The sequence below is a fragment of the Rhizobium sp. CF122 genome (assembly GCF_000282035.1).
Taxonomy (GTDB): Bacteria; Pseudomonadota; Alphaproteobacteria; order Rhizobiales; family Rhizobiaceae; genus Rhizobium.
In genome coordinates this window covers 150,860-169,923 of sequence record NZ_AKKA01000120.1, presented here as the reverse complement: position 1 = coordinate 169,923, position 19,064 = coordinate 150,860, and the positions used below count along the sequence as shown (strand labels likewise).

At 60.2% G+C, this 19,064-nt stretch carries 16 protein-coding genes; 7 read left to right on the top strand and 9 right to left on the bottom strand.

Annotation, left to right across the window (positions count from 1 at the left end; all coding sequences use genetic code 11):
• Nucleotides 1-149 precede the first annotated feature (149 nt).
• Nucleotides 150-3,923: a methionine synthase gene (gene metH / locus PMI09_RS28235; RefSeq protein ID WP_007802420.1), complete on the top strand. Its 3,774-nt coding sequence runs from the start codon at nt 150-152 to the stop codon at nt 3,921-3,923.
• A gap of 89 nt (nt 3,924-4,012) precedes the next feature.
• Here metH and PMI09_RS28230 read toward each other — a convergent pair whose 3' ends face one another.
• From PMI09_RS28230 to PMI09_RS28220, 3 genes are read right to left on the bottom strand one after another with little or no spacing between them, the layout of a single operon-like run.
• Nucleotides 4,013-4,888: a protein phosphatase 2C domain-containing protein gene (locus tag PMI09_RS28230; protein ID WP_007802418.1), complete on the bottom strand. Its 876-nt coding sequence runs from the start codon at nt 4,886-4,888 to the stop codon at nt 4,013-4,015.
• Nucleotides 4,889-4,937: 49 nt separating this feature from the next.
• Nucleotides 4,938-5,702, bottom strand: a complete 765-nt coding sequence (locus PMI09_RS28225; protein WP_007802416.1) for a GntR family transcriptional regulator — start codon at nt 5,700-5,702, stop codon at nt 4,938-4,940.
• On the bottom strand, nt 5,699-6,583 hold the full coding sequence (locus tag PMI09_RS28220) for an N-acetylglucosamine kinase (protein WP_007802414.1): 885 nt from the start codon (nt 6,581-6,583) through the stop codon (nt 5,699-5,701). The genes PMI09_RS28225 and PMI09_RS28220 overlap by 4 nt, the downstream gene beginning before the upstream one ends.
• Before the next feature lie 526 nt (nt 6,584-7,109).
• On the opposite strand from PMI09_RS28220, the gene PMI09_RS28215 reads away from it, so the two are divergent.
• From PMI09_RS28215 to PMI09_RS28195, 5 genes are all read left to right on the top strand, one after another.
• Nucleotides 7,110-8,369, top strand: coding sequence for an ABC transporter substrate-binding protein (locus tag PMI09_RS28215; protein WP_007802412.1), 1,260 nt, complete (start codon nt 7,110-7,112; stop codon nt 8,367-8,369).
• Nucleotides 8,370-8,555: 186 nt separating this feature from the next.
• The gene (locus tag PMI09_RS28210; RefSeq protein WP_007802410.1) at nt 8,556-9,503 is read left to right on the top strand and encodes a carbohydrate ABC transporter permease; all 948 of its coding nucleotides are present in this window, start codon (nt 8,556-8,558) and stop codon (nt 9,501-9,503) included.
• A 10-nt stretch (nt 9,504-9,513) separates the two neighbouring features.
• Nucleotides 9,514-10,356 (top strand): carbohydrate ABC transporter permease, encoded by an 843-nt coding sequence (locus PMI09_RS28205; RefSeq protein ID WP_007802408.1) that lies wholly within the window; start codon nt 9,514-9,516, stop codon nt 10,354-10,356.
• Nucleotides 10,353-11,435 carry a Gfo/Idh/MocA family protein gene (locus tag PMI09_RS28200; protein ID WP_007802406.1) on the top strand — a complete coding sequence of 361 codons (1,083 nt, stop codon included), beginning with the start codon at nt 10,353-10,355 and terminating at the stop codon, nt 11,433-11,435. Before PMI09_RS28205 ends, PMI09_RS28200 begins: the two co-directional genes overlap by 4 nt.
• A gap of 12 nt (nt 11,436-11,447) precedes the next feature.
• Nucleotides 11,448-12,449, top strand: coding sequence for an ABC transporter ATP-binding protein (locus PMI09_RS28195; protein ID WP_007802404.1), 1,002 nt, complete (start codon nt 11,448-11,450; stop codon nt 12,447-12,449).
• Between the two features lie 54 nt (nt 12,450-12,503).
• Here the strand turns inward: PMI09_RS28195 and PMI09_RS28190 are convergent, their stop codons facing one another.
• The 6 genes from PMI09_RS28190 to PMI09_RS28165 all read right to left on the bottom strand — a co-directional run bounded on the left by PMI09_RS28190 (nt 12,504) and on the right by PMI09_RS28165 (nt 17,998).
• On the bottom strand, nt 12,504-12,809 hold the full coding sequence (locus PMI09_RS28190) for an NIPSNAP family protein (RefSeq protein WP_007802402.1): 306 nt from the start codon (nt 12,807-12,809) through the stop codon (nt 12,504-12,506).
• Nucleotides 12,810-13,012: 203 nt separating this feature from the next.
• On the bottom strand, nt 13,013-14,074 hold the full coding sequence (locus tag PMI09_RS28185; protein ID WP_007802400.1) for an ABC transporter ATP-binding protein: 1,062 nt from the start codon (nt 14,072-14,074) through the stop codon (nt 13,013-13,015).
• A 13-nt stretch (nt 14,075-14,087) separates the two neighbouring features.
• Entirely contained in the window at nt 14,088-14,876 is a 789-nt protein-coding gene (locus tag PMI09_RS28180) for an ABC transporter permease (RefSeq protein ID WP_007802398.1), read from the bottom strand.
• The gene (locus tag PMI09_RS28175; RefSeq protein ID WP_007802396.1) at nt 14,873-15,766 is read right to left on the bottom strand and encodes an ABC transporter permease; all 894 of its coding nucleotides are present in this window, start codon (nt 15,764-15,766) and stop codon (nt 14,873-14,875) included. The genes PMI09_RS28180 and PMI09_RS28175 overlap by 4 nt, the downstream gene beginning before the upstream one ends.
• A gap of 74 nt (nt 15,767-15,840) precedes the next feature.
• A complete protein-coding gene (locus PMI09_RS28170) occupies nt 15,841-16,923 on the bottom strand; it encodes an ABC transporter substrate-binding protein (protein WP_210301557.1) in 1,083 nt (360 codons plus the stop codon).
• A 202-nt stretch (nt 16,924-17,125) separates the two neighbouring features.
• Nucleotides 17,126-17,998, bottom strand: a complete 873-nt coding sequence (locus PMI09_RS28165; RefSeq protein WP_007802392.1) for a MurR/RpiR family transcriptional regulator — start codon at nt 17,996-17,998, stop codon at nt 17,126-17,128.
• A 175-nt stretch (nt 17,999-18,173) separates the two neighbouring features.
• Here PMI09_RS28165 and PMI09_RS28160 point away from each other — a divergent pair, with 175 nt between their 5' ends.
• Nucleotides 18,174-18,947: an N-formylglutamate amidohydrolase gene (locus PMI09_RS28160; RefSeq protein WP_007802390.1), complete on the top strand. Its 774-nt coding sequence runs from the start codon at nt 18,174-18,176 to the stop codon at nt 18,945-18,947.
• Nucleotides 18,948-19,064 lie beyond the last annotated feature (117 nt).

Here is a 19,064-nt window from a genome sequence, read left to right as displayed (position 1 = left end):
AAAGCCTTCGCAACCGCCTATATAGGGGCCACCCGAGTCTGTCATCTGCCCAGCGCCGCAAAGGTGCCACATGCGAGGCATATATTGACATAAAGATATCTTTATGTGATTTGGTCAATTGGCCTGTAACGACGTCAAGGAGTCCGCCCGTGTTTGATACTCTGTTTGGTTCCGAAGGGGCAAAGCGCGACGGTAGTGAAGTGTTTGCGGCGCTCAAGAAAGCCGCCAGCGAACGCATCCTTGTTCTTGACGGTGCCATGGGCACGCAGATCCAGGGGCTGGGCTTCGATGAAGACCATTTCCGCGGCGACCGCTTCATTGGCTGTGCCTGCCACCAGAAGGGCAACAACGACCTTCTGATCCTGACGCAGCCGGATGCGATCGAAGAGATCCATTACAAGTATGCCAAGGCCGGTGCCGATATTCTCGAGACGAATACGTTCTCGTCGACACGCATTGCACAGGCCGATTATGCGATGGAAGGCGAGGTTTACGCCCTCAACAAGGAAGGTGCCGAGATCGTGCGCCGTGCGGCAGTCCGCGCCGAGCGCGAGGATGGCCGCCGCCGCTTCGTCGCCGGTGCCATCGGCCCAACGAACCGCACCGCCTCGATTTCGCCCGACGTCAACAATCCGGGCTTCCGCGCCGTCAGCTTCGACGATCTGCGCATCGCCTATGGCGAGCAGATAGACGGCCTGATCGACGGCGGCGCCGACATTATCCTGATCGAGACTATCTTCGACACGCTGAACGCCAAGGCCGCAATCTTTGCCTGCGAGGAGCGCTTCGAGGCGAAGGACATCCGCCTGCCGGTGATGATCTCGGGCACGATCACCGATCTTTCCGGCCGTACCCTGTCCGGCCAGACGCCGTCCGCCTTCTGGAATTCGGTGCGTCACGCCAATCCGTTCACGATCGGCCTCAACTGCGCGCTCGGCGCCAACGCCATGCGTCCGCACCTGCAGGAGCTGTCAGGCGTTGCCGACACCTTCATCTGCGCCTATCCGAATGCCGGCCTGCCGAACGAGTTTGGCCAGTATGACGAGACGCCGGAATTGATGGCGGCGCAGATCGAGAGCTTTGCGCGCGAAGGCCTCGTCAACATCGTTGGCGGCTGCTGCGGTTCGACGCCGGAACATATCCAGGCGATTGCCGAAGTCGTCGCCAAGTACAAGCCGCGTCCGATCCCCGAGCATCGCCCCTTTATGTCGCTGTCGGGTCTCGAGCCCTTCGAGTTGACCAAGGACATTCCCTTCGTCAACGTCGGCGAGCGCACCAACGTCACGGGTTCCGCGAGGTTCCGCAAGCTGATCACCAATGCCGACTACACGGCAGCACTCGATGTGGCGCGCGACCAGGTGGAAAACGGCGCGCAGATCATCGACATCAACATGGACGAGGGGCTGATCGATTCCGAAAGGGCGATGGTCGAGTTCCTGAACTTGATCGCGGCTGAGCCCGATATCGCTCGCGTGCCTGTCATGATCGACTCGTCGAAGTTTTCGATCATCGAATCCGGTTTGAAGCGCGTTCAGGGCAAGCCGATCGTCAACTCGATCTCGCTCAAGGAAGGCGAAGAGAACTTCCTCGCCCAGGCAAAGTTGCTGCACGCTTATGGCGCGGCCGTCGTGGTCATGGCCTTCGATGAGACGGGGCAGGCAGACAGCTACGAGCGCAAGGTCGAGATCTGCGCTCGCGCCTACAAGCTCTTGACCGAAAAGGCGGGCTTCCCGCCCGAAGACATCATCTTCGATCCGAACGTCTTTGCGGTCGCAACCGGTATCGAGGAGCACAACAATTACGGCGTCGACTTCATCGAGGCGACGCGGACGATCCGCAAGACGATGCCGCTGGTGCATATCTCAGGCGGCGTCTCGAACCTGTCCTTCTCGTTTCGCGGCAACGAGCCGGTGCGCGAGGCGATGCATGCCGTGTTCCTCTACCACGCCATCCAGGCGGGCATGGACATGGGGATCGTCAACGCCGGGCAGCTTGCCGTTTACGACCAGATCGATCCGGAACTGCGCGAAGCCTGCGAAGACGTGGTGCTGAACCGCCGCGCCGATGCGACCGAGCGGCTACTTGAGGTGGCCGAACGCTTCCGTGGCGCTGGCACAAGAGAAGCAAAGGCACAGGATCTTTCCTGGCGCGAATGGCCCGTCGCGAAGCGGCTGGAGCATGCGCTGGTCAACGGCATCACCGAATACATCGAGGCCGACACAGAGGAAGCCCGTCAGCAGGCCGCGCGGCCGCTGCACGTCATCGAAGGCCCGCTGATGGCCGGCATGAACGTGGTCGGCGATCTCTTTGGTTCCGGCAAGATGTTCCTGCCGCAGGTCGTCAAATCTGCCCGCGTGATGAAGCAGGCGGTTGCCGTGCTGCTTCCCTACATGGAGGAAGAGAAACGCCGGAACGGCGGCGACGACCGTAAGGCTGCCGGCAAGATTCTCATGGCGACCGTGAAGGGCGATGTCCACGATATCGGCAAGAACATCGTCGGTGTCGTGCTCGCCTGCAACAATTACGAGATCATCGATCTCGGCGTCATGGTACCGGCAACGAAGATCCTCGAAACGGCTGTTGCTGAGAAGGTCGATGTCATCGGTCTTTCCGGCCTGATCACGCCGTCGCTCGACGAAATGGTGCATGTCGCCGCTGAAATGGAGCGGCAGGGACTGGATCTGCCGCTGTTGATCGGCGGTGCAACGACGAGCCGCGTTCACACGGCTGTCAAGATCCATCCTGGCTATAACAAGGGGCAGGCTGTCTACGTGACGGATGCCAGCCGCGCCGTTGGTGTCGTCTCATCGCTGCTGTCGCCCGAGGGCCGCGACGGCTACGTGGCCGATATCCGCGCCGAATATGCGAAGGTGGCCGCCGCGCATGCGCGCAGCGAGGCCGAGAAGGTGCGTCTGCCGCTGGCACGAGCCCGCGAAAACGTGCAGCAGGTCGATTGGACGGCTTACAAGCCGACCAAGCCGAGCTTCCTCGGTACCAAGGTCTTCGACGGCTACGATCTCGCGGAGATCGCCAAGTACATCGACTGGACGCCGTTCTTCCAGACCTGGGAACTGCGCGGCCGTTTCCCGGCAATTCTGGAAGACGAGAAGCAGGGCGAGGCGGCACGCCAGCTGTGGGCCGATGCGCAGGCGATGCTGACGAAGATCATCGAGGAGAAGTGGTTCCATCCGCGTGCGGTCATCGGCTTCTGGCCGGCGAACGCGGTCGGCGATGATATCCGTCTGTTCAAGGACGACAGCCGCAAGGATGAGCTTGCCACCTTCTTCACGCTGCGCCAGCAGCTGTCGAAGCGTGATGGCCGGCCGAACGTCGCACTGTCGGACTTCGTTGCACCTGTCGAAAGCGGCGTTCATGACTATGTCGGCGGCTTCGTCGTCACGGCTGGTATCGAGGAGGTCGCGATTGCGGAACGCTTTGAACGGGCCAACGACGACTATTCGTCGATCCTCGTAAAGGCGCTGGCCGATCGCTTTGCGGAAGCCTTTGCCGAGCGTATGCACGAGCAGGTTCGCCGCGAATACTGGGGCTACGCCAAGGACGAGCATCTGAGTAACGAGCAGCTCATTACCGAGGAATACGCCGGTATCCGTCCTGCTCCGGGCTATCCGGCGCAGCCTGACCATACCGAGAAGAAGACGCTGTTCGGCTTGCTCGATGCCGAGAAGGCGGCTGGGGTGAAGCTGACTGAAAGCTACGCAATGTGGCCGGGCTCTTCCGTTTCCGGCATCTACATCGGTCACCCCGACGCTTACTACTTCGGCGTCGCCAAGGTGGAGCGGGATCAGGTCGAGGACTACGCCACCCGCAAGGGCATGGACGTTGCTGAGGTCGAGCGCTGGCTCGGCCCGGTTCTCAACTACGTGCCGCGCAAGCGTGACGAGGAAATCGAAGACGCGGCCTGATCGGCTGCGTCTTCAGTATTTGATTCAAGTGTCGGATAGATTGATTCAGGTTCTGGTCGCAACGAACTGAATCTGAATCGAAAATCGCCTCACGTGTCGGGCGCTAACTCGACAAGCAGCGCCGTCGTGTCGTCACTTTGTTTGTAGCGCGGATAGCGCAACCCCTCAGGATCAATCTCGCGTTCGAAGCGCCTGAGTTCGTCAAGCATTGGCCGCAGACCCTTCTCGCGCGCGGTGCGCACTAAGCCTGCCGAATCATAGGCCGCGTAAAGGACCGCGAGGTCCGAAAAACCGTCGCTGCAGACGATAGCGTGCGCCCTGCCTTTAATATCAAGCGGCTCGGAGACCAGGTGGTTGGCCGCCTCCGGTACGAGGCCGAGGGTCCAGACGCCGCTCTCCGGCGTATTCTGCCGCTCGCGGTGCTGGCGCAACAAGGTGAGGGTCTCGGAATTGCCGAGCGCGCCACCTTCCTTCGTGATGCCGCCCGTTCGCGCAATGTGCTTTCGCGCTTGGCTCTGCTCATATTCATAGGCACCCGGGATCGCCATGTACATCGTGGCTGAGCCATCTTCCTGCAGCAGAAAGAGACAAGAGTCGCCGAGGCCGATGAAATGGAAGCCGTCGCGTGTTTGATGCAGCATGGCAAAGGCGGTCAACGGCCAGGCGTAGCGCGGCACATTCTCGTTGTGGCGGAGAAATTCCGCACGGGCTGCCAGCGACAGGCTGCGCGCAACCTGCGAGATGTCGGTGTCGCGGGTGATCTGATCTTGAAAACCGCGTGCGAAATGCCGCGCGATCCACGCGGCGTCGCTGCCTGCCTCATCCATATATTGGCGATCGCCGAGGCCCGTCGCACCGTCGATGACGAAGGCGCAAGCCTCGTTGTGCCCGAAGCTGTCGTCGTTCGGCTTTGCCGGATTTCCGGGATCGGAGATGGTGTCGAGGATCCTGATGCGAGATGTCATGGGTGCAATCAATAGAGGCGCATCGCCGTCTCTTCAATCCGACCAGGCATCACGGCGCACCGATTGTGAGTTCGGCGACGAAATCATAGGCATCACCGCGGTAGAGCGAGCGGGTGAATTCGACTGCGCGCCCGGAGCCCAGATAGGAGATACGTTCGATCGACAGTCCTGCTGCGCCGACGGGGACGCCGAGCAAGTGCGCGTCGGCCTCTTTCATGTTGGTCGCCGAAATCCTCTGAACGGCACGCACCGGACGGACCTGGCGACGCTCGAGTTCTGCATAGAGCGACGTTGTCACAACGAAGGGATCCGGCAGGAATTCGCCGGAAACGCTGGCGTTTTCAATTGCCAGCGGCTGGTCGTCGGCGATGCGCAGACGGCTAAGGCGCGAGACCCTGACATCGGTCGCGAGGCCGAGAATCATCATTTCATCCGGCGAGGGCGTATGAATGCCCTTGTGCAGCCATTCGGAGCGCGAGGTCATTCCACGCCGAGCCATATCCTCGGTAAAGGAGGTGAGCTGCGAGAGGCGCTGTTCGACCTTCGATACCGGCTTGGTCACGAAGGTGCCGGAGCCGTGACGGCGGACAAGCAGGCCGTCGGCGACGAGTTCATCGATCGCCTTGCGCACCGTGACCCGGCTGACCGTCGCAAACTCGGCGATGTCGCGCTCGGGCGGCAGGGCATCGCCGTGGCTGAGCGTGCCCGTGCGGATGGCATCTTCCAGCGTGCGCCGCAGTTTGACGTAAAGCGGGCCAGTGCCGCCGGCCTGAAGGCGCTCGGGGGAAAGGAGGCTTGCAAAATCATCCGTCATGCCGCGCCTCTTCCTTCCTCGCGCAAGAACTTCACTGCGAGCTCGATGGCGCCCTGCAGGACATCGCCCTTCGGCTCTTGCAGCAGGGCGGTGTGGCGCTCTGCAATCCACGGACGATAAGCCTTGGCCAGGCCGCCGAGCAGGCAGATGGCGTGGCATTCCGGCCAAAGCAGGGCATCCAGACTCTCGCCGATCGAGGCTGCCGCGTTCTGCACGATCGCCGTCGCAACCGGATCGCCTTTCGCGGCAGCCTCAAAGACGACGGGCGCATAGCGGGCGAAGTCATTGGGACGGGAGACATGGGCAAACTCGACGACGCGCTCGGGATCATCGCCATACTCGGCCATGACCGTCTGGGTGACCGGCGAGGGGGGGCGCACACCGTCATGGGCGAGCAGAGACTGCTCCAGCAGGTCGCGACCGAGGCGGGCGCCGCTTGCCTGGTCACCGACAACGAATCCCCATCCGCCGATGCCGTAAAGCTTTCCGTCGCGGCGGGCATTGTAGACAGAGCCGGTGCCGAAGGCGCCAATCACGCCGTCGCAATCGCCGAGCGCTCCTTGGAGTGCCGTCGTCGCATCGGTGACGACACGACGTCTGGCAAAGGGCAAGGCACGCTCGATGCGCGCGGCATAGTCGCCGACATTTGCGCCGGCGACGCCAATGACGGCCGCAACGCTGGAAACGGCTTCAGGCAAGAGACCGGCGTCGCTCAATGCGTTTTTCGCCGACGCAACGATGTTGAGCAGCGAGCTATCAAGGTCGGACAGGATGTTCGATGGGCCGGCCGTGCCACGGCCCAGGATACGTCCTGTCGCATCCGTGACTGCGGCGCGGCAGCTGGAGCCGCCGCCATCAATGCCGATCGTAAGTTCTGTCATTGAACCACCAAAAAATCCGCTCATTCCCCTTGTTTTCATTACAATACCAAAAAAATACCATTTACCAAGCCCAAAGCGACGTAAAAATTCATCTTCTTATCACATTGATTTTGAATAATAAAATTTTTAATCGCGTTTTTCTGTCGTCGAAACGTTAAAATTGGCTGGACAATTGGTATTTTTTTGGACTTAATTCCATCAAAGGGAACAGCGCATCGGGCAGCGATAAACCGGCAGGATAAAGATAAGCCGGGCCACTCGATGGAATGTGGATCCGGCTGTAGCGGCTCAGTCGCTCTCAAGTCGCTTTTCGCAATCAGTTTTCCCTTTCGTCGCTGTGCCGGGCCGGTCTTCGGTCGGGTGCGCTATCTGGTCGACGGGTGCTTTGCCCGCCGAGCCGATTTGAGCTTTCGGGCCGGCAGTTGCTGACGGCCCCTCAGGGGGCGGTGGGTGCCATCGCATGCACGCAACCGCTCGTTTCAGGTCAAGAACAGCGCCTCATCGGCGCTCAAAACAGGAGAGGGAAATGAAGAACACCGCACTGAAAGGCTTCCTGCTGGCCTCGAGCCTGCTGACATCCGTGGGCTTTGCTCATGCCGCCGACGTCACGCTGACGGTCGAAAGCTGGCGTAACGACGACCTGCAGATCTGGCAGGAGAAGATCATCCCGGCATTCGAAGCCAAGAACCCGGGTATCAAGATCGTCTTCTCGCCGACGGCGCCGACCGAGTACAACGCTTCGCTGAATGCCAAGCTCGACGCCGGCTCGGCCGGTGACATCATCACCTGCCGTCCGTTCGATACATCGCTTGAACTGTTCAAGAAGAAGCAACTCGTCGATCTGACCAGCCTGGCTGGCATAGAGAACTTCACGCCGGTTGCAAAGGCTGCCTGGTCGACCGACGACGGCAAGTCCACTTTCTGCGTGCCGATGGCCTCGGTCATCCACGGCTTCATCTACAACAAGGATGCGTTCGACAAGCTCGGCATCTCCGTTCCAAAGACGGAGGACGAGTTCTTTGCCGCGCTCGAAAAGATCAAGGCAGACGGCACCTACATCCCGCTCGCCATGGGCACGAAGGACCTCTGGGAAGCCGCAACCATGGGCTACCAGAACATCGGCCCGAACTACTGGAAGGGTGAAGAAGGTCGTTTGTCGTTGATCGAGGGCAAGCAGAAGCTGACGGATGCCGGCTGGGTCAAGCCCTACGAGGAGCTTGCCAAGTGGAAGCCTTACCTCGGCGACGGCTTCGAAGCGCAGACCTACTCTGACAGCCAGAACCTCTTCACGCTCGGTCGTGCGGCGATCTACCCGGCCGGTTCCTGGGAAATCGCGCTGTTCAACAGCCAGGCGCAGTTCAAGATGGGTGCCTTCCCGCCGCCGGTTCCGAAGGCCGGCGACCAGGGCTATATCTCCGATCATCCGGATATCGGCGTCGCTCTGAATGCCAAGAGCACGCATGCCGAAGAAGCCAAGAAGTTCCTGAGCTGGGTTGCTTCCAGCGAATTCGCCGACATCTACGCGAACTCGCTGCCGGGGTTCTTCAGCCTGAATTCGAACCCGGTCAAGATGACCGATCCGCTGGCTCAGGAGTTCGTTTCCTGGCGCGGCCCGTACAAGTCGACAATCCGCTCGACCTATCAGATCCTGGGGCGCGGCACGCCGAACCTCGAAAACGAGACCTGGATTGAGTCGGCGAACGTCGTCAACGGCACGGATACGCCGCAGGTGGCTGCCGAGAAGCTCCAGAAGGGCCTCGACGGCTGGTACAAGCCAGGCAAGTGATGAAAGCTGAGGGGCGGCGCCAGCCGTCCCTCACTCCGGCTCAAAGCCAATTTCGTATCCGCTGTTCCTCTCCCCGCCGCCTTCGAAACCCGAAGCGACGGGGAGACGACTAGAGGGACGGGCGTTCTGCCCGCTGTGTCAGACGCGCTGCGCCACAGGTGCAGCCAAGAAGAACAGGCAAAAGCCATGAGCGAAGCCGAATCCGCTATCGATGTCGTTCCCATCAGTCGCCCGGTGCGCTGGCACATCGGCGTCTTTCTTTTCCCGGCATTCGTCGTCTATTCGGCGATCATGATCCTGCCGCTGATCGAAACGCTGAGGCTTTCGTTCTACAACACCGTCGACGGCGCGCCTGCCTTCGTCGGGCTCGCGAACTACAAGGTGTTGTTCGGCGATGCGCGCTGGGCACGCGACTTCTGGAATGCGCTGGTCAACAACTTCATCTTCTTCCTCATTCACATGTGTGTGCAGAACCCGATCGGCATCGCGCTGGCCGCGCTGCTGTCGACGCCGCGGCTTCGCTTCGTGGCGTTCTACCGCACGGCGATGTTCCTGCCGACGTTGCTTTCCTTTGTGATCGTCGGTTTCATCTGGAAGCTCATCCTGTCGCCGATCTGGGGCGTTGCTCCGTGGCTGATGAGCCTCGTTGGCATGAAGTCGCTTTTCGCCCCATGGCTCGGGCAATCCGGACCGGCGCTGATCGCTGTGTCGCTGATCTCCAATTGGCAATATATCGGCATTCCGATGATGCTGATCTACGCTGCGCTGCTCAGCATCCCGGAAGAAGTGATCGAGGCCGCCGAGTGCGACGGCATCACCGGCTGGGCACAGTTCTGGAAGATCAAGCTGCCGCTCATCCTGCCGGCCATCGGCATCATTTCGATCCTGACTTTCGTCGGCAACTTCAATGCCTTTGACCTGATCTACACGGTACAAGGCGCACTTGCTGGCCCCGACATGTCGACCGATATTCTCGGCACGCTGCTTTACCGCACCTTCTTCGGTTTCCAGCTCCAGCTCGGCGACCGCTCAATGGGCGCCACGATCGCGACGGCCATGTTCCTGATCATCCTCGCCGGCGTGTCGTTCTATCTCTTTGCTATCCAGCGGCGCCTGCGCCGGTACCAATTCTGAGGAGTGTGTCATGTCCAATAGAGCACGCACATCCCCCATCCGCACCGGCCTCGTCCACCTGGCGCTCATCGGCTATACGCTTGTTGCCATCTTCCCGGTGTTCCTGACGATCATCAACTCGTTCAAGGACCGCAACGCGATCTTCCGTTCGCCGATGCAGGTACCTACGCCCTCGACCTTCAGCCTTGTCGGTTATCAGACCGTGCTGGGGCAGGGCGACTTCGCCACCTACTTCCAGAACAGCTTCATCGTAACCGTCGTTTCGATCTTCTTCGTGCTGTTGTTCGGTGCGATGGCGGCCTTCGCGCTCTCGGAATACAAGTTCAGGGGCAACACGCTGACTGGTCTTTACATGGCGATCGGCATCATGATCCCGATTCGCCTCGGCACAGTCGCCATTCTCCAAGGCATGGTAGCCGCTGGCCTCGTCAACACGCTGACGGCGCTGATCCTCGTCTACACGGCTCAGGGCATTCCGCTGGCGATCTTCATCCTGTCGGAATTCATGCGGACGGTTTCCGATGACCTGAAGAATGCCGGTCGCATCGACGGGCTCTCGGAATATTCGATTTTCTTCCGGCTGGTGCTGCCGTTGGTACGCCCGGCCATGGCAACGGTTGCCGTCTTCACGATGATCCCGATCTGGAACGACCTCTGGTTCCCGCTTATCCTGGCGCCATCCGAAGCAACCAAGACCGTTACTCTCGGCTCGCAGATTTTTATCGGGCAGTTCGTGACCAATTGGAACGCCGTGCTTGCCGCGCTGTCGCTGGCGATCCTGCCGATCCTCGTCCTTTATGTCATCTTCTCGCGGCAGTTGATCCGCGGCATTACATCGGGAGCGGTCAAGTGAGTGCATCCGACACGCCAATCCGCGTCCTGGTCGCCGGCCTCGGCAACATGGGACGCAGCCATGCGCTGGCCTATCACAGCAATCCCGGCTTCGAGATTGTCGGGCTGGTCAACCGCTCGACGCCTGATCTGCCGGAGGAACTGAGGGGTTACAAGATCCATTCGGATTTCAAGATGGCGCTCACCGAGTTGAAGCCTGATCTCTGCGCCATCTGCACCTACTCGGACACGCACGCCGATTATGCGGTCGCTGCCTTCGAGGCGGGTTGCGACGTCTTCGTCGAGAAGCCGCTGGCGACAACGGTCGCCGATGCGGAACGAGTGGTCGCGGCGGCAAAGAAGGCTGGGCGGAAGCTGGTGATCGGCTACATCCTCCGTCACCACCCGTCCTGGATGCGGCTGATCGAGGAAGCGCGCAAGCTCGGCGGGCCGTATGTCTTCCGCATGAATCTCAACCAGCAGTCCAGCGGCCCCACTTGGGAAACCCACAAATCACTGATGCAGACGACGTCGCCAATCGTCGATTGCGGCGTGCATTATGTCGATGTCATGTGCCAGATCACCGACGCCAAGCCGGTCGAGGTGCGCGGCATGGGACTGCGCCTTTCGGGCGAAATCGCGCCCGATATGTACAACTACGGCCAGCTGCAGGTGCTGTTCGAGGATGGTTCAGTCGGCTGGTATGAAGCCGGCTGGGGCCCGATGATCTCGGAAACGGCGTTCTTCGTGAAGGACATCATGTCGCCGAAGGGATCTGTGTCGATCGTGATGGACCCGAACGCCAAGTCTGACGACATCGACGCTCACACCAAGACCTCGGTCATTCGTCTGCACACGGCGGGGACCGGACCTGATGGCAAGTTCCTCAGGCCGGACGAGGATATGACGATGGCGGGAGAACCTGGCCATCAGGAACTCTGCGACCGCGAGCAGGCCTTTATGCTGAAGGCTATTCGCGAGGACATCGACCTCAACCGCCACATGGCAGACGCTGTCGCTTCGTTGCGCATCTGCCTCGCCGCCGACGAAAGCGTGCGTACCGGACAAGCCGTCAAGCTCCAAGAGCCGGCCAAACGATAAGGAATACGACGAGTGGGATCGCTTCAACTCAAATCCATCCGCAAGACTTACGGCACGCACGAAGTGCTGAAGGGCATCGACCTGGAGGTCAAGGACGGCGAGTTCGTTATTTTCGTTGGACCTTCGGGTTGCGGAAAATCGACGCTTCTGCGCAGCATTGCCGGATTGGAGGACGTCACCTCGGGCGCCGTTCTCATCAATGGCAAGGATGAGACGCTGACGCCTCCCGCCAAGCGCGGTATCGCGATGGTGTTCCAGTCCTATGCGCTCTATCCGCACCTGACGGTCAAGGACAACATGGGCCTCGGTCTCAAGCAGGCCGGCACGCCGAAGGACGAGGTCGACAAGCGGGTCAGCAAGGCATCGTCGATGCTGTCGCTCGAACCGTATCTCGCCCGGCGCCCGGCCGAGCTTTCCGGTGGTCAGCGCCAGCGTGTCGCCATTGGCCGCGCGATCGTCCGAGAGCCGGCGCTCTTCCTTTTCGACGAGCCGCTGTCGAACCTCGATGCCGCCTTGCGTGTCCAGACGCGTCTCGAGATCGCGCGCCTGCACCGCAGCCTCAAGGCAACGATGATCTACGTCACCCACGACCAGGTCGAGGCGATGACGCTTGCCGACAAGATCGTGGTGCTGAATGCCGGCGCGGTCGAGCAGGTCGGCTCGCCGATGGAGCTCTACAACCGCCCCGCAAACGTCTTCGTCGCGGGCTTCATCGGTTCGCCGATGATGAACTTCATTCCGGGCGACAAGGTCGCCGATGCCGGCGCAAAGACCGTTGGCGTCCGCCCGGAGCATCTGACCCTTTCGCGCGAACATGGCACTTGGCGGGCGAAGGTCGTCCATGTCGAACATCTCGGGGCGGACACGATCATCTATCTGGAATCCGAACAGTGCGGTCTCATCACCGCGCGGCTCTTTGGCGAGCACAAGTACGAGCCCGATGAGATCGTCTATGCGACGCCGCATACGGCCCACATGCATCGCTTCGATGCAAATGACAAGGCGATCCGCTAGGCCCGCCACGAACCAAAGGCCCCGCCATCGAGCGGGGTCTTTCGTTTCTACCGATCAGCCAAGGACGGGCCGCATGAAACTGCGCTCGTAGCTGATGATGCTTCGGTTACGTTTATCGAGATCGAACGCGGCCTGGCATTCCGGGTCGGCTGCCATGCGGGTACGGTAATCTTCGTAGGCCGCGAAGCTCGGGAACGAGAACAGCGCGATAGCAATGTTGTTGGCGCCCTCGGACGGCAGGAAATAACCGTGATGCGTGCCGCCCATTCGATTGACGATCGGGATCCAGAGTCGAGCATATTCCTCGAATTCGGCGATCTTGTAAGGGTCGATCGTGTAACGCAGATAGCAGGTAATCATTTGAAACATCCGGTTTGAGGCCATGCCGTGCGGTCATGGCAGGGGGTATGCTGCTGACTTTGCTGAACGAAAACGTTTCAGCTGTCGTTGCGCATCAAGGTCGCTATTCCAAGCAATTTCCGGCGCCGCAAAATGCAGCGCCCGGAAATGCGGAAGCGAGTGTGGCAAAGCCGCAAAACATGAGGGCGGCCCTGCCCGCGCGGTCAGTCGCGGATGACGAGGAGGTCGGCCGCCATGAAGCGAAGCGTAACGGTCTCGCCAGCGGCCGGGGGCGTTACGCCGGGGCTGTTGAACATGTCGAAGGAGATGACGTTGCCGCCGACGTTCATGCGCGTACGGATGACAGAACCGAGGAAGTGGGCGGACACGACCTGACCGGTCAGCTTCGTATCGCTTGGCGTTCCCTCAGCCAGCGATCCGGCCTCCGGACGCAGGGCCAGCGAGACGGTATCACCCGCCTTGAAGGCGGCGACCGACTGCTTCAAGGTCACGCCCTGGTCGCCGATCTGGATACGGTTGGCGGCCGGATCGACGACCTTCGCCTCGATCATGTTGAGCGTGCCGACGAAGGAGGCGACGAAGCGCGTTGCCGGCGTGTTGTAGATCTCGAATGGCGTTCCGATTTGGTCGGCACGGCCGGCGTTCATGACGACGATGCGGTCGGAGATCGAGAGGGCCTCTTCCTGGTCGTGCGTCACGAAGACGGTGGTGATGCCGAGCTTCTGCTGGATGGCGCGGATTTCCTCGCGCAACGACACGCGGATCTTGGCGTCAAGGGCTGACAGCGGCTCGTCGAGCAGCAGCACCTGCGGGCGTACCGCAAGGGCGCGGGCAAGCGCCACGCGCTGCTGCTGTCCACCAGACAGTTGATAGGGATAGCGGTCGGCAAGATGATCGAGCTTGATCAGCCCGAGCATTTCCTTGACGCGCTGATCGATCTCCGTCGCCTGCTCACCGGCGACCTTCAGGCCGAAGGCGACATTGTCGTGAACGGTCATGTTGGGAAACAGCGCATAGGCCTGAAAAACCATGCCGATATTGCGCTTGTTGGGCTTCAAATTGTTTTGCTCTTTGCCGCCGATGGCGATGCGACCGGCCGAGGGCGCTTCGAAGCCTGCGATCATGCGCAGGACCGTTGTCTTGCCGCAGCCCGACGGGCCGAGGAACGAGATGAATTCACCCTTCTCGATCTGCATGTTGAAGTCATGCACGACCTGCGTTGCGCCGAAGGATTTCTTGAGGTTTGCGAGTTCGAGAAAAGCCATGAAACCAGATACCTTACGACTTAGCCGGGGCGGCTTTGTGGAAGCGGGAGACGAGTTGCAGCAGGCCCATGCTGAGCCAAGTGATGGAGAAGGCGATGACGGCCAACGCCGACGGCTCGTAGGCGCGATTGGCGCCGACCAGCTGCAGGTATGGGCCGAAAGCCGGACGATTGAGGAGCGCGGCCATGGTGAATTCGCCCATGACGATCGCAAGAGTGATGAATGCGCCCGAGAGTACGCCGCTCATGACGTTCGGGAAAATGCACTTGAACAAGATCGTCGTCCAGCTTGCGCCGAGGCTTTCGGCCGCTTCCGTCAGCGTGCGGACATCGATCGCGCGCATGGCGGTGTCGACGGCGCGGTACATATAGGGCAGCGACAGCGTCATGTAGGAGAGGACGAGCAGGATGTTCGTACCTGTCGTCGAGCCCGTCAGCGGCAGGATCGAGGATGAGTTGTACATTCTAAGATAGCCGAAGACGATCACGATTGCCGGGATAACCAGTGGCAGCAGCGTGATGAACTCGACGATCGGGCGGATCTGCGGCAAGCGCAGACGCACCCAATAGGCAGTCGGGACCACGAGCAGCATACCGAAGACGATCGTCAGCAGCGCCATCAGCATCGAATAGCCGAAGGTTTCGCGAAACTGCGCCTCAGAGAAAACCGAAGCGTAGGCATCGAAACTGTAGGCGCCGCGGCGCATGCGTAGCGAGAATTCGATCGTGGCAATGAGCGGCAGCACGAAGTAGATCGCGCCGAATGCGATGGCGATCCAGGCTCCAAGGCGTGATGTCTTCATTTTTGCCACCGTTCAGCGCGCATTCGCAGCAGGATGTAGAGGAGGTTGGACAGGCCGGTGATGACGATCATGCCGAGCGCGAGCGCGTAGCCGAGGTTGGCGTTGTGAAGCACGTCGCCGCGGATCTGTGCATAGAGCAGGATCGGCACGATGTTGAGAGAGCTACCGGTCAGCGCGTAGGCGGTGGCAATGGCGCCGAAGGCATTCGCGAAGAGAAGCAGCGTCGTGCCCATCAGGCTCGGCCAGAGGATCGGAAAGGCAACCATGCGCCAGTACTGGCCATTGGTCGCGCCAAGGATCGATGCTGCTTCCTTCCACTCCTTCTTCATGCCGTCGAGCGCCGGCGTCAGGATCAGGACCATCAGCGGGATCTGGAAGTACATGTAGGTGAGAGTTAGCCCGAAGAAGCTCAGCAGGTTGAAGCCGGTGGAATAGAGATTGAAGCCGAACCAGTCGCGCAGCAGGACGGTCACGAGCCCGGTGCGCCCGAGCGTGGCGAGGAAGGCGAAGGCAAGCGGTACGCCCGCAAAATTGGAGGCGACGCCGGAGAAGGTCAGGAGGCCCGAACGAACCCAGTTCGGCAGACCGCCGAGCACGACCGCCCAGGCGAGAAAGAAGCCGATCAGCGCGCCACCCAAGGCTGATGCCACGGACACCTTGATACTGATCCAGTAGGCGCTGAGGATCGACGGCGTGAAGAGATCGACGATATTCTTGAGGGTCAGGTCGCCTTCCGGCGTCAGGAACGCGCCTGCGACCAGATAAAGCGTCGGTATGATAAGGAACATCGCAGCAAAGATCATGAACGGCGCGATGCCGAGCCAGTCTACGATCCTGTCGCGGTTTATCATGGGCGTGGCCGGGGCCGCGGATGTTGAAACAGTGGTCATAGACGACAGCCTTATCGGGGCAATGAAGAATGAAACCTCTCCGCCACGAGGGCGGAGAGGTGCTGCGTCAGAGATTACTTGACGTTGGCGCCGACGACGCTGTCCCACTTGGTGGTAATAGCGGTCTTGCCAGCAGCCTGCTCGGCGAGCGTCGGGAAGACTGCCTTTTCATAGGAAGCAGCCGGCGGCAGCTTGTCGAGAAGTGCCTGCGGGACCTTCTTGTTCTTCGCCAGATCGTTGAAGCGGATCGGGTGGCAATAGCCCTTCAGCCAGCCAAGTTGACCTTCGTCCGAGTAAAGGTATTCCATCCAGAGCTTTGCAGCGTTCGGATGCGGAGCAAAGGCGGAGATCGCCTGGACGTAAACGCCGGCAACGACGCCCGATGCCGGAACGACGACTTCAGCCGGCGGGTTGCCCTTCAGCGTATCGCGCCAGGAGAGACCATTGTAGTCCCACGCAACGACGATCGGGGTCGAGCCCTGAGCGAGCGAAGCGGACTTGCCGATGACAGGAACGAGGTTGCCGGCCTTGTTGAGTTCGGCGAAGTAAGCGAGACCGGCTTCACCAGCCTTGGTCGCATCCTTTTCACCGGCTGCGATGCCAGCGGCATAAACGGCCTGGACAGCCTGGTTCGACGCGCGCGGATCACCGGCAAGTGCGATGCTGTTGGCGTAGTCCGACTTCTTCAGGTCGGCCCAATCCTTCGGCACTTCCTTGACGATGTCGGTGTTCACGACGAACGACAAAACACCGTAGTAGTCGCCGTACCAAAAGCCGTCAGCATCCTTGGCACTGTCCGGAATGGAGTCCCAGGTCGAGACCTTGTAGGGCTGGATCAGGCCGTCTGCCTTTGCCGAGGGGCCGAAGGAGAGGCCGACGTCGATGACGTCAGGAGCCTGCGGGCCGGTGTTACCCTTGTTGGCCTTGATGGCTTCGATTTCGTCGCCCGAGCCTGCGTCCGGGTTCAGTTCGTTGACCTCGAGGCCATACTTAGCCTTGAAGCCGGCAATGACGTCGCCGTAGCCGCACCAGTCGTGCGGAAGCGCAATCGTCGTCAGCGTGCCTTCCTTCTTGGCGGCAGCGATAAGTTCAGCGCTTGGCTCAGCGGCTGCGATTGCAGTCGAAGCAACGACAATCGCAGTAGAAAGCGAAAGCATTTTCGAAATATTAGAGATCACTGTTGTTCTCCTTCGGGTTTTCAGTGTCCGACGATGCTGTTACTGACGTTACGTGAAGCTTTCGTGACAGTTTGGTGACGTTCTTTTTTCTTTGTATAGCAGGCAGTTGGCGGCGATGTTTCATTTACGACACGCTGTTCGCTCGACCGTCTCACGTCATCTATCTATCTTATTTTCCCTCCTAGCTGAGTTTGCGGAAAAGTCTGGTTTGCTCGAACAGACCCTCCAGGGTTTTCATACGTTCTTTCGTCTGGTCCCAAGTCGAGCTCTGAACGGCTTCGATGAGAGCTTCGACGATGAAGAGAGTGACGACAGACGAGTCCCAGGCCGATGGGGCCTCGATCTGCACGCGGAAGCTGTGGCGCGCGAGCTTGGCAGCCGGAGAGCCCCATTGGTCGGTAAAGACGACGATCTCGGCGCCGCTTTTGCGAGCGGCGGTCGCGAGGCTGACCATCTCCTGCTCGTAGCGGCGGATGTCGAAGATGACCAGCAGGTCGCCGGGACTCATATTGAGCACGTATTGCGGCCAGCTGCTAGAGTTCGATGACAGCAACGCCGTGTTCGGTCGAATGACCTGCATGTGGGTGAAGAAGTACTCGGCCAGCGCACCGGTAATGCGTCCGCCGACGAAGTAGAGGCTGCGCTTGCGATCGGACAGCAGGGAGGCAACGCTGTTGAAGGTGGCCGTATCCAGGCCGCTCAGCGTCTGACGCAGGTTGCCCATGATTGCGTCGGCAAAGCGGTTGAGAATGTGCGTTCCCGGCGCATTGGAGGCCCAGCGGTCATGCTTGGTGATAGGGTTCGAGATCGTCGCTTCGACCTCTTGATGAAGGTGTGCCTGGAAGTCGGGATAGCCCTTGAAGCCCAGCTTCTGGACCATGCGCACGACTGTCGGCGTCGATACGCCGGCATTTTCTGCAATCGTCGTGATGCTCCCCAGTCCGGAGACGGGGTAGTTGGCCAACAGGCTCTCAGCCAATTGCTTTTCGGCCCGCGTAAGCATGCCAAAATGCGAATGGATTACGTCCGAAACTGTCTTCGACGCAGCGGTCACGCGATCTGCTCCCCGGGATTGGTCTTGTGCCACTTTCCCACCGAAAGTTAACAACGCTGTCACAATCCATGTCAACTACCGTCATGAAAAGAAATTTTCAGGATGCGCTTGACAGTCGTCGGAACCTGAAGAATTCTTTTCTTATACATTCTTTATTAATGATCGGGATGCGGCTGTGGTGCCTGCTCAGTTCAAGGTCCTAAGCGAAACGGAAGGGGGGTGCGTTTCGGTCGAGCGGCCGAACGGCAAGAGCCCGTTGCTTGTGATCTGCGAACATGCGTCCCGCCTCCTGCCTGAACGCTACGGAACGCTCGGTCTGTCCGGCGAGGCCTTGGAAAGTCATATCGCATGGGATCCAGGCGCCTTGGCTGTTGCCCGCGGGATTTCACAAGCGCTCGATGCCACGCTCATTTACCAGCGGTTCTCGCGATTGATCTATGATTGCAACAGGCCGCCGGAGTCTCCGGGGGCGATGCCCTCGAGAAGCGAAATCCACGATATTCCGGGCAATGCCAATCTCAGCGCGGAAGAACGCCTCATGCGCACCGAAGCATTGTATATTCCTTTCCACGACGCCATTCGCGCACTGATTCGCGATCGCAAGGCGAGGGGGCAGGAGACGGTGATTGCAACAGTCCATAGCTTCACGCCGGTGTACCACGGGAAGACGCGCACCGTGGAAATTGGTATACTGCACGACGAAGACAGCCGCTTTGCCGACAGCGTTTTGAACGCCGCATCGACCGGCTCGCCTCTCTACAAAATCGAACGCAACGAGCCCTATGGCCCTGCGGATGGCGTGACCCACACGCTGATCCTGCATGGGCTGTCCAACGGGCTACGCAATGTAATGATCGAGGTCCGCAACGACCTCATCTCAGACGAAGACGGTCAAGGGGTCGTGGCCGACTATCTGACGGGGCTTCTCCAGCAAAGCCTGGACGCCTGACAACGAAGAAAAAGACCCCAGGGAGCAGTCTAACTGCGATCAGCCCGAAGGCGAAAACGTCGCGGGCACTTTGGCACTGGATGATCACCCGCAATCCCGCGGCTGATCGCTAAACAG

What these genes read in the sequence shown, in the direction of transcription:
- PMI09_RS28210 (WP_007802410.1), top strand. Translation starts at nt 8,556, where the DNA reads ATGAGCGAAGCCGAATCCGCTATCGATGTCGTTCCCATCAGTCGCCCG.
- PMI09_RS28190 (WP_007802402.1), bottom strand. Translation starts at nt 12,809, where the DNA reads ATGATTACCTGCTATCTGCGTTACACGATCGACCCTTACAAGATCGCC.
- PMI09_RS28220 (WP_007802414.1), bottom strand. Translation starts at nt 6,583, where the DNA reads ATGACAGAACTTACGATCGGCATTGATGGCGGCGGCTCCAGCTGCCGC.
- PMI09_RS28175 (WP_007802396.1), bottom strand. Translation starts at nt 15,766, where the DNA reads ATGACCACTGTTTCAACATCCGCGGCCCCGGCCACGCCCATGATAAAC.
- PMI09_RS28185 (WP_007802400.1), bottom strand. Translation starts at nt 14,074, where the DNA reads ATGGCTTTTCTCGAACTCGCAAACCTCAAGAAATCCTTCGGCGCAACG.
- PMI09_RS28205 (WP_007802408.1), top strand. Translation starts at nt 9,514, where the DNA reads ATGTCCAATAGAGCACGCACATCCCCCATCCGCACCGGCCTCGTCCAC.
- PMI09_RS28215 (WP_007802412.1), top strand. Translation starts at nt 7,110, where the DNA reads ATGAAGAACACCGCACTGAAAGGCTTCCTGCTGGCCTCGAGCCTGCTG.
- PMI09_RS28170 (WP_210301557.1), bottom strand. Translation starts at nt 16,923, where the DNA reads ATGCTTTCGCTTTCTACTGCGATTGTCGTTGCTTCGACTGCAATCGCA.
- PMI09_RS28230 (WP_007802418.1), bottom strand. Translation starts at nt 4,888, where the DNA reads ATGACATCTCGCATCAGGATCCTCGACACCATCTCCGATCCCGGAAAT.
- PMI09_RS28225 (WP_007802416.1), bottom strand. Translation starts at nt 5,702, where the DNA reads ATGACGGATGATTTTGCAAGCCTCCTTTCCCCCGAGCGCCTTCAGGCC.
- PMI09_RS28180 (WP_007802398.1), bottom strand. Translation starts at nt 14,876, where the DNA reads ATGAAGACATCACGCCTTGGAGCCTGGATCGCCATCGCATTCGGCGCG.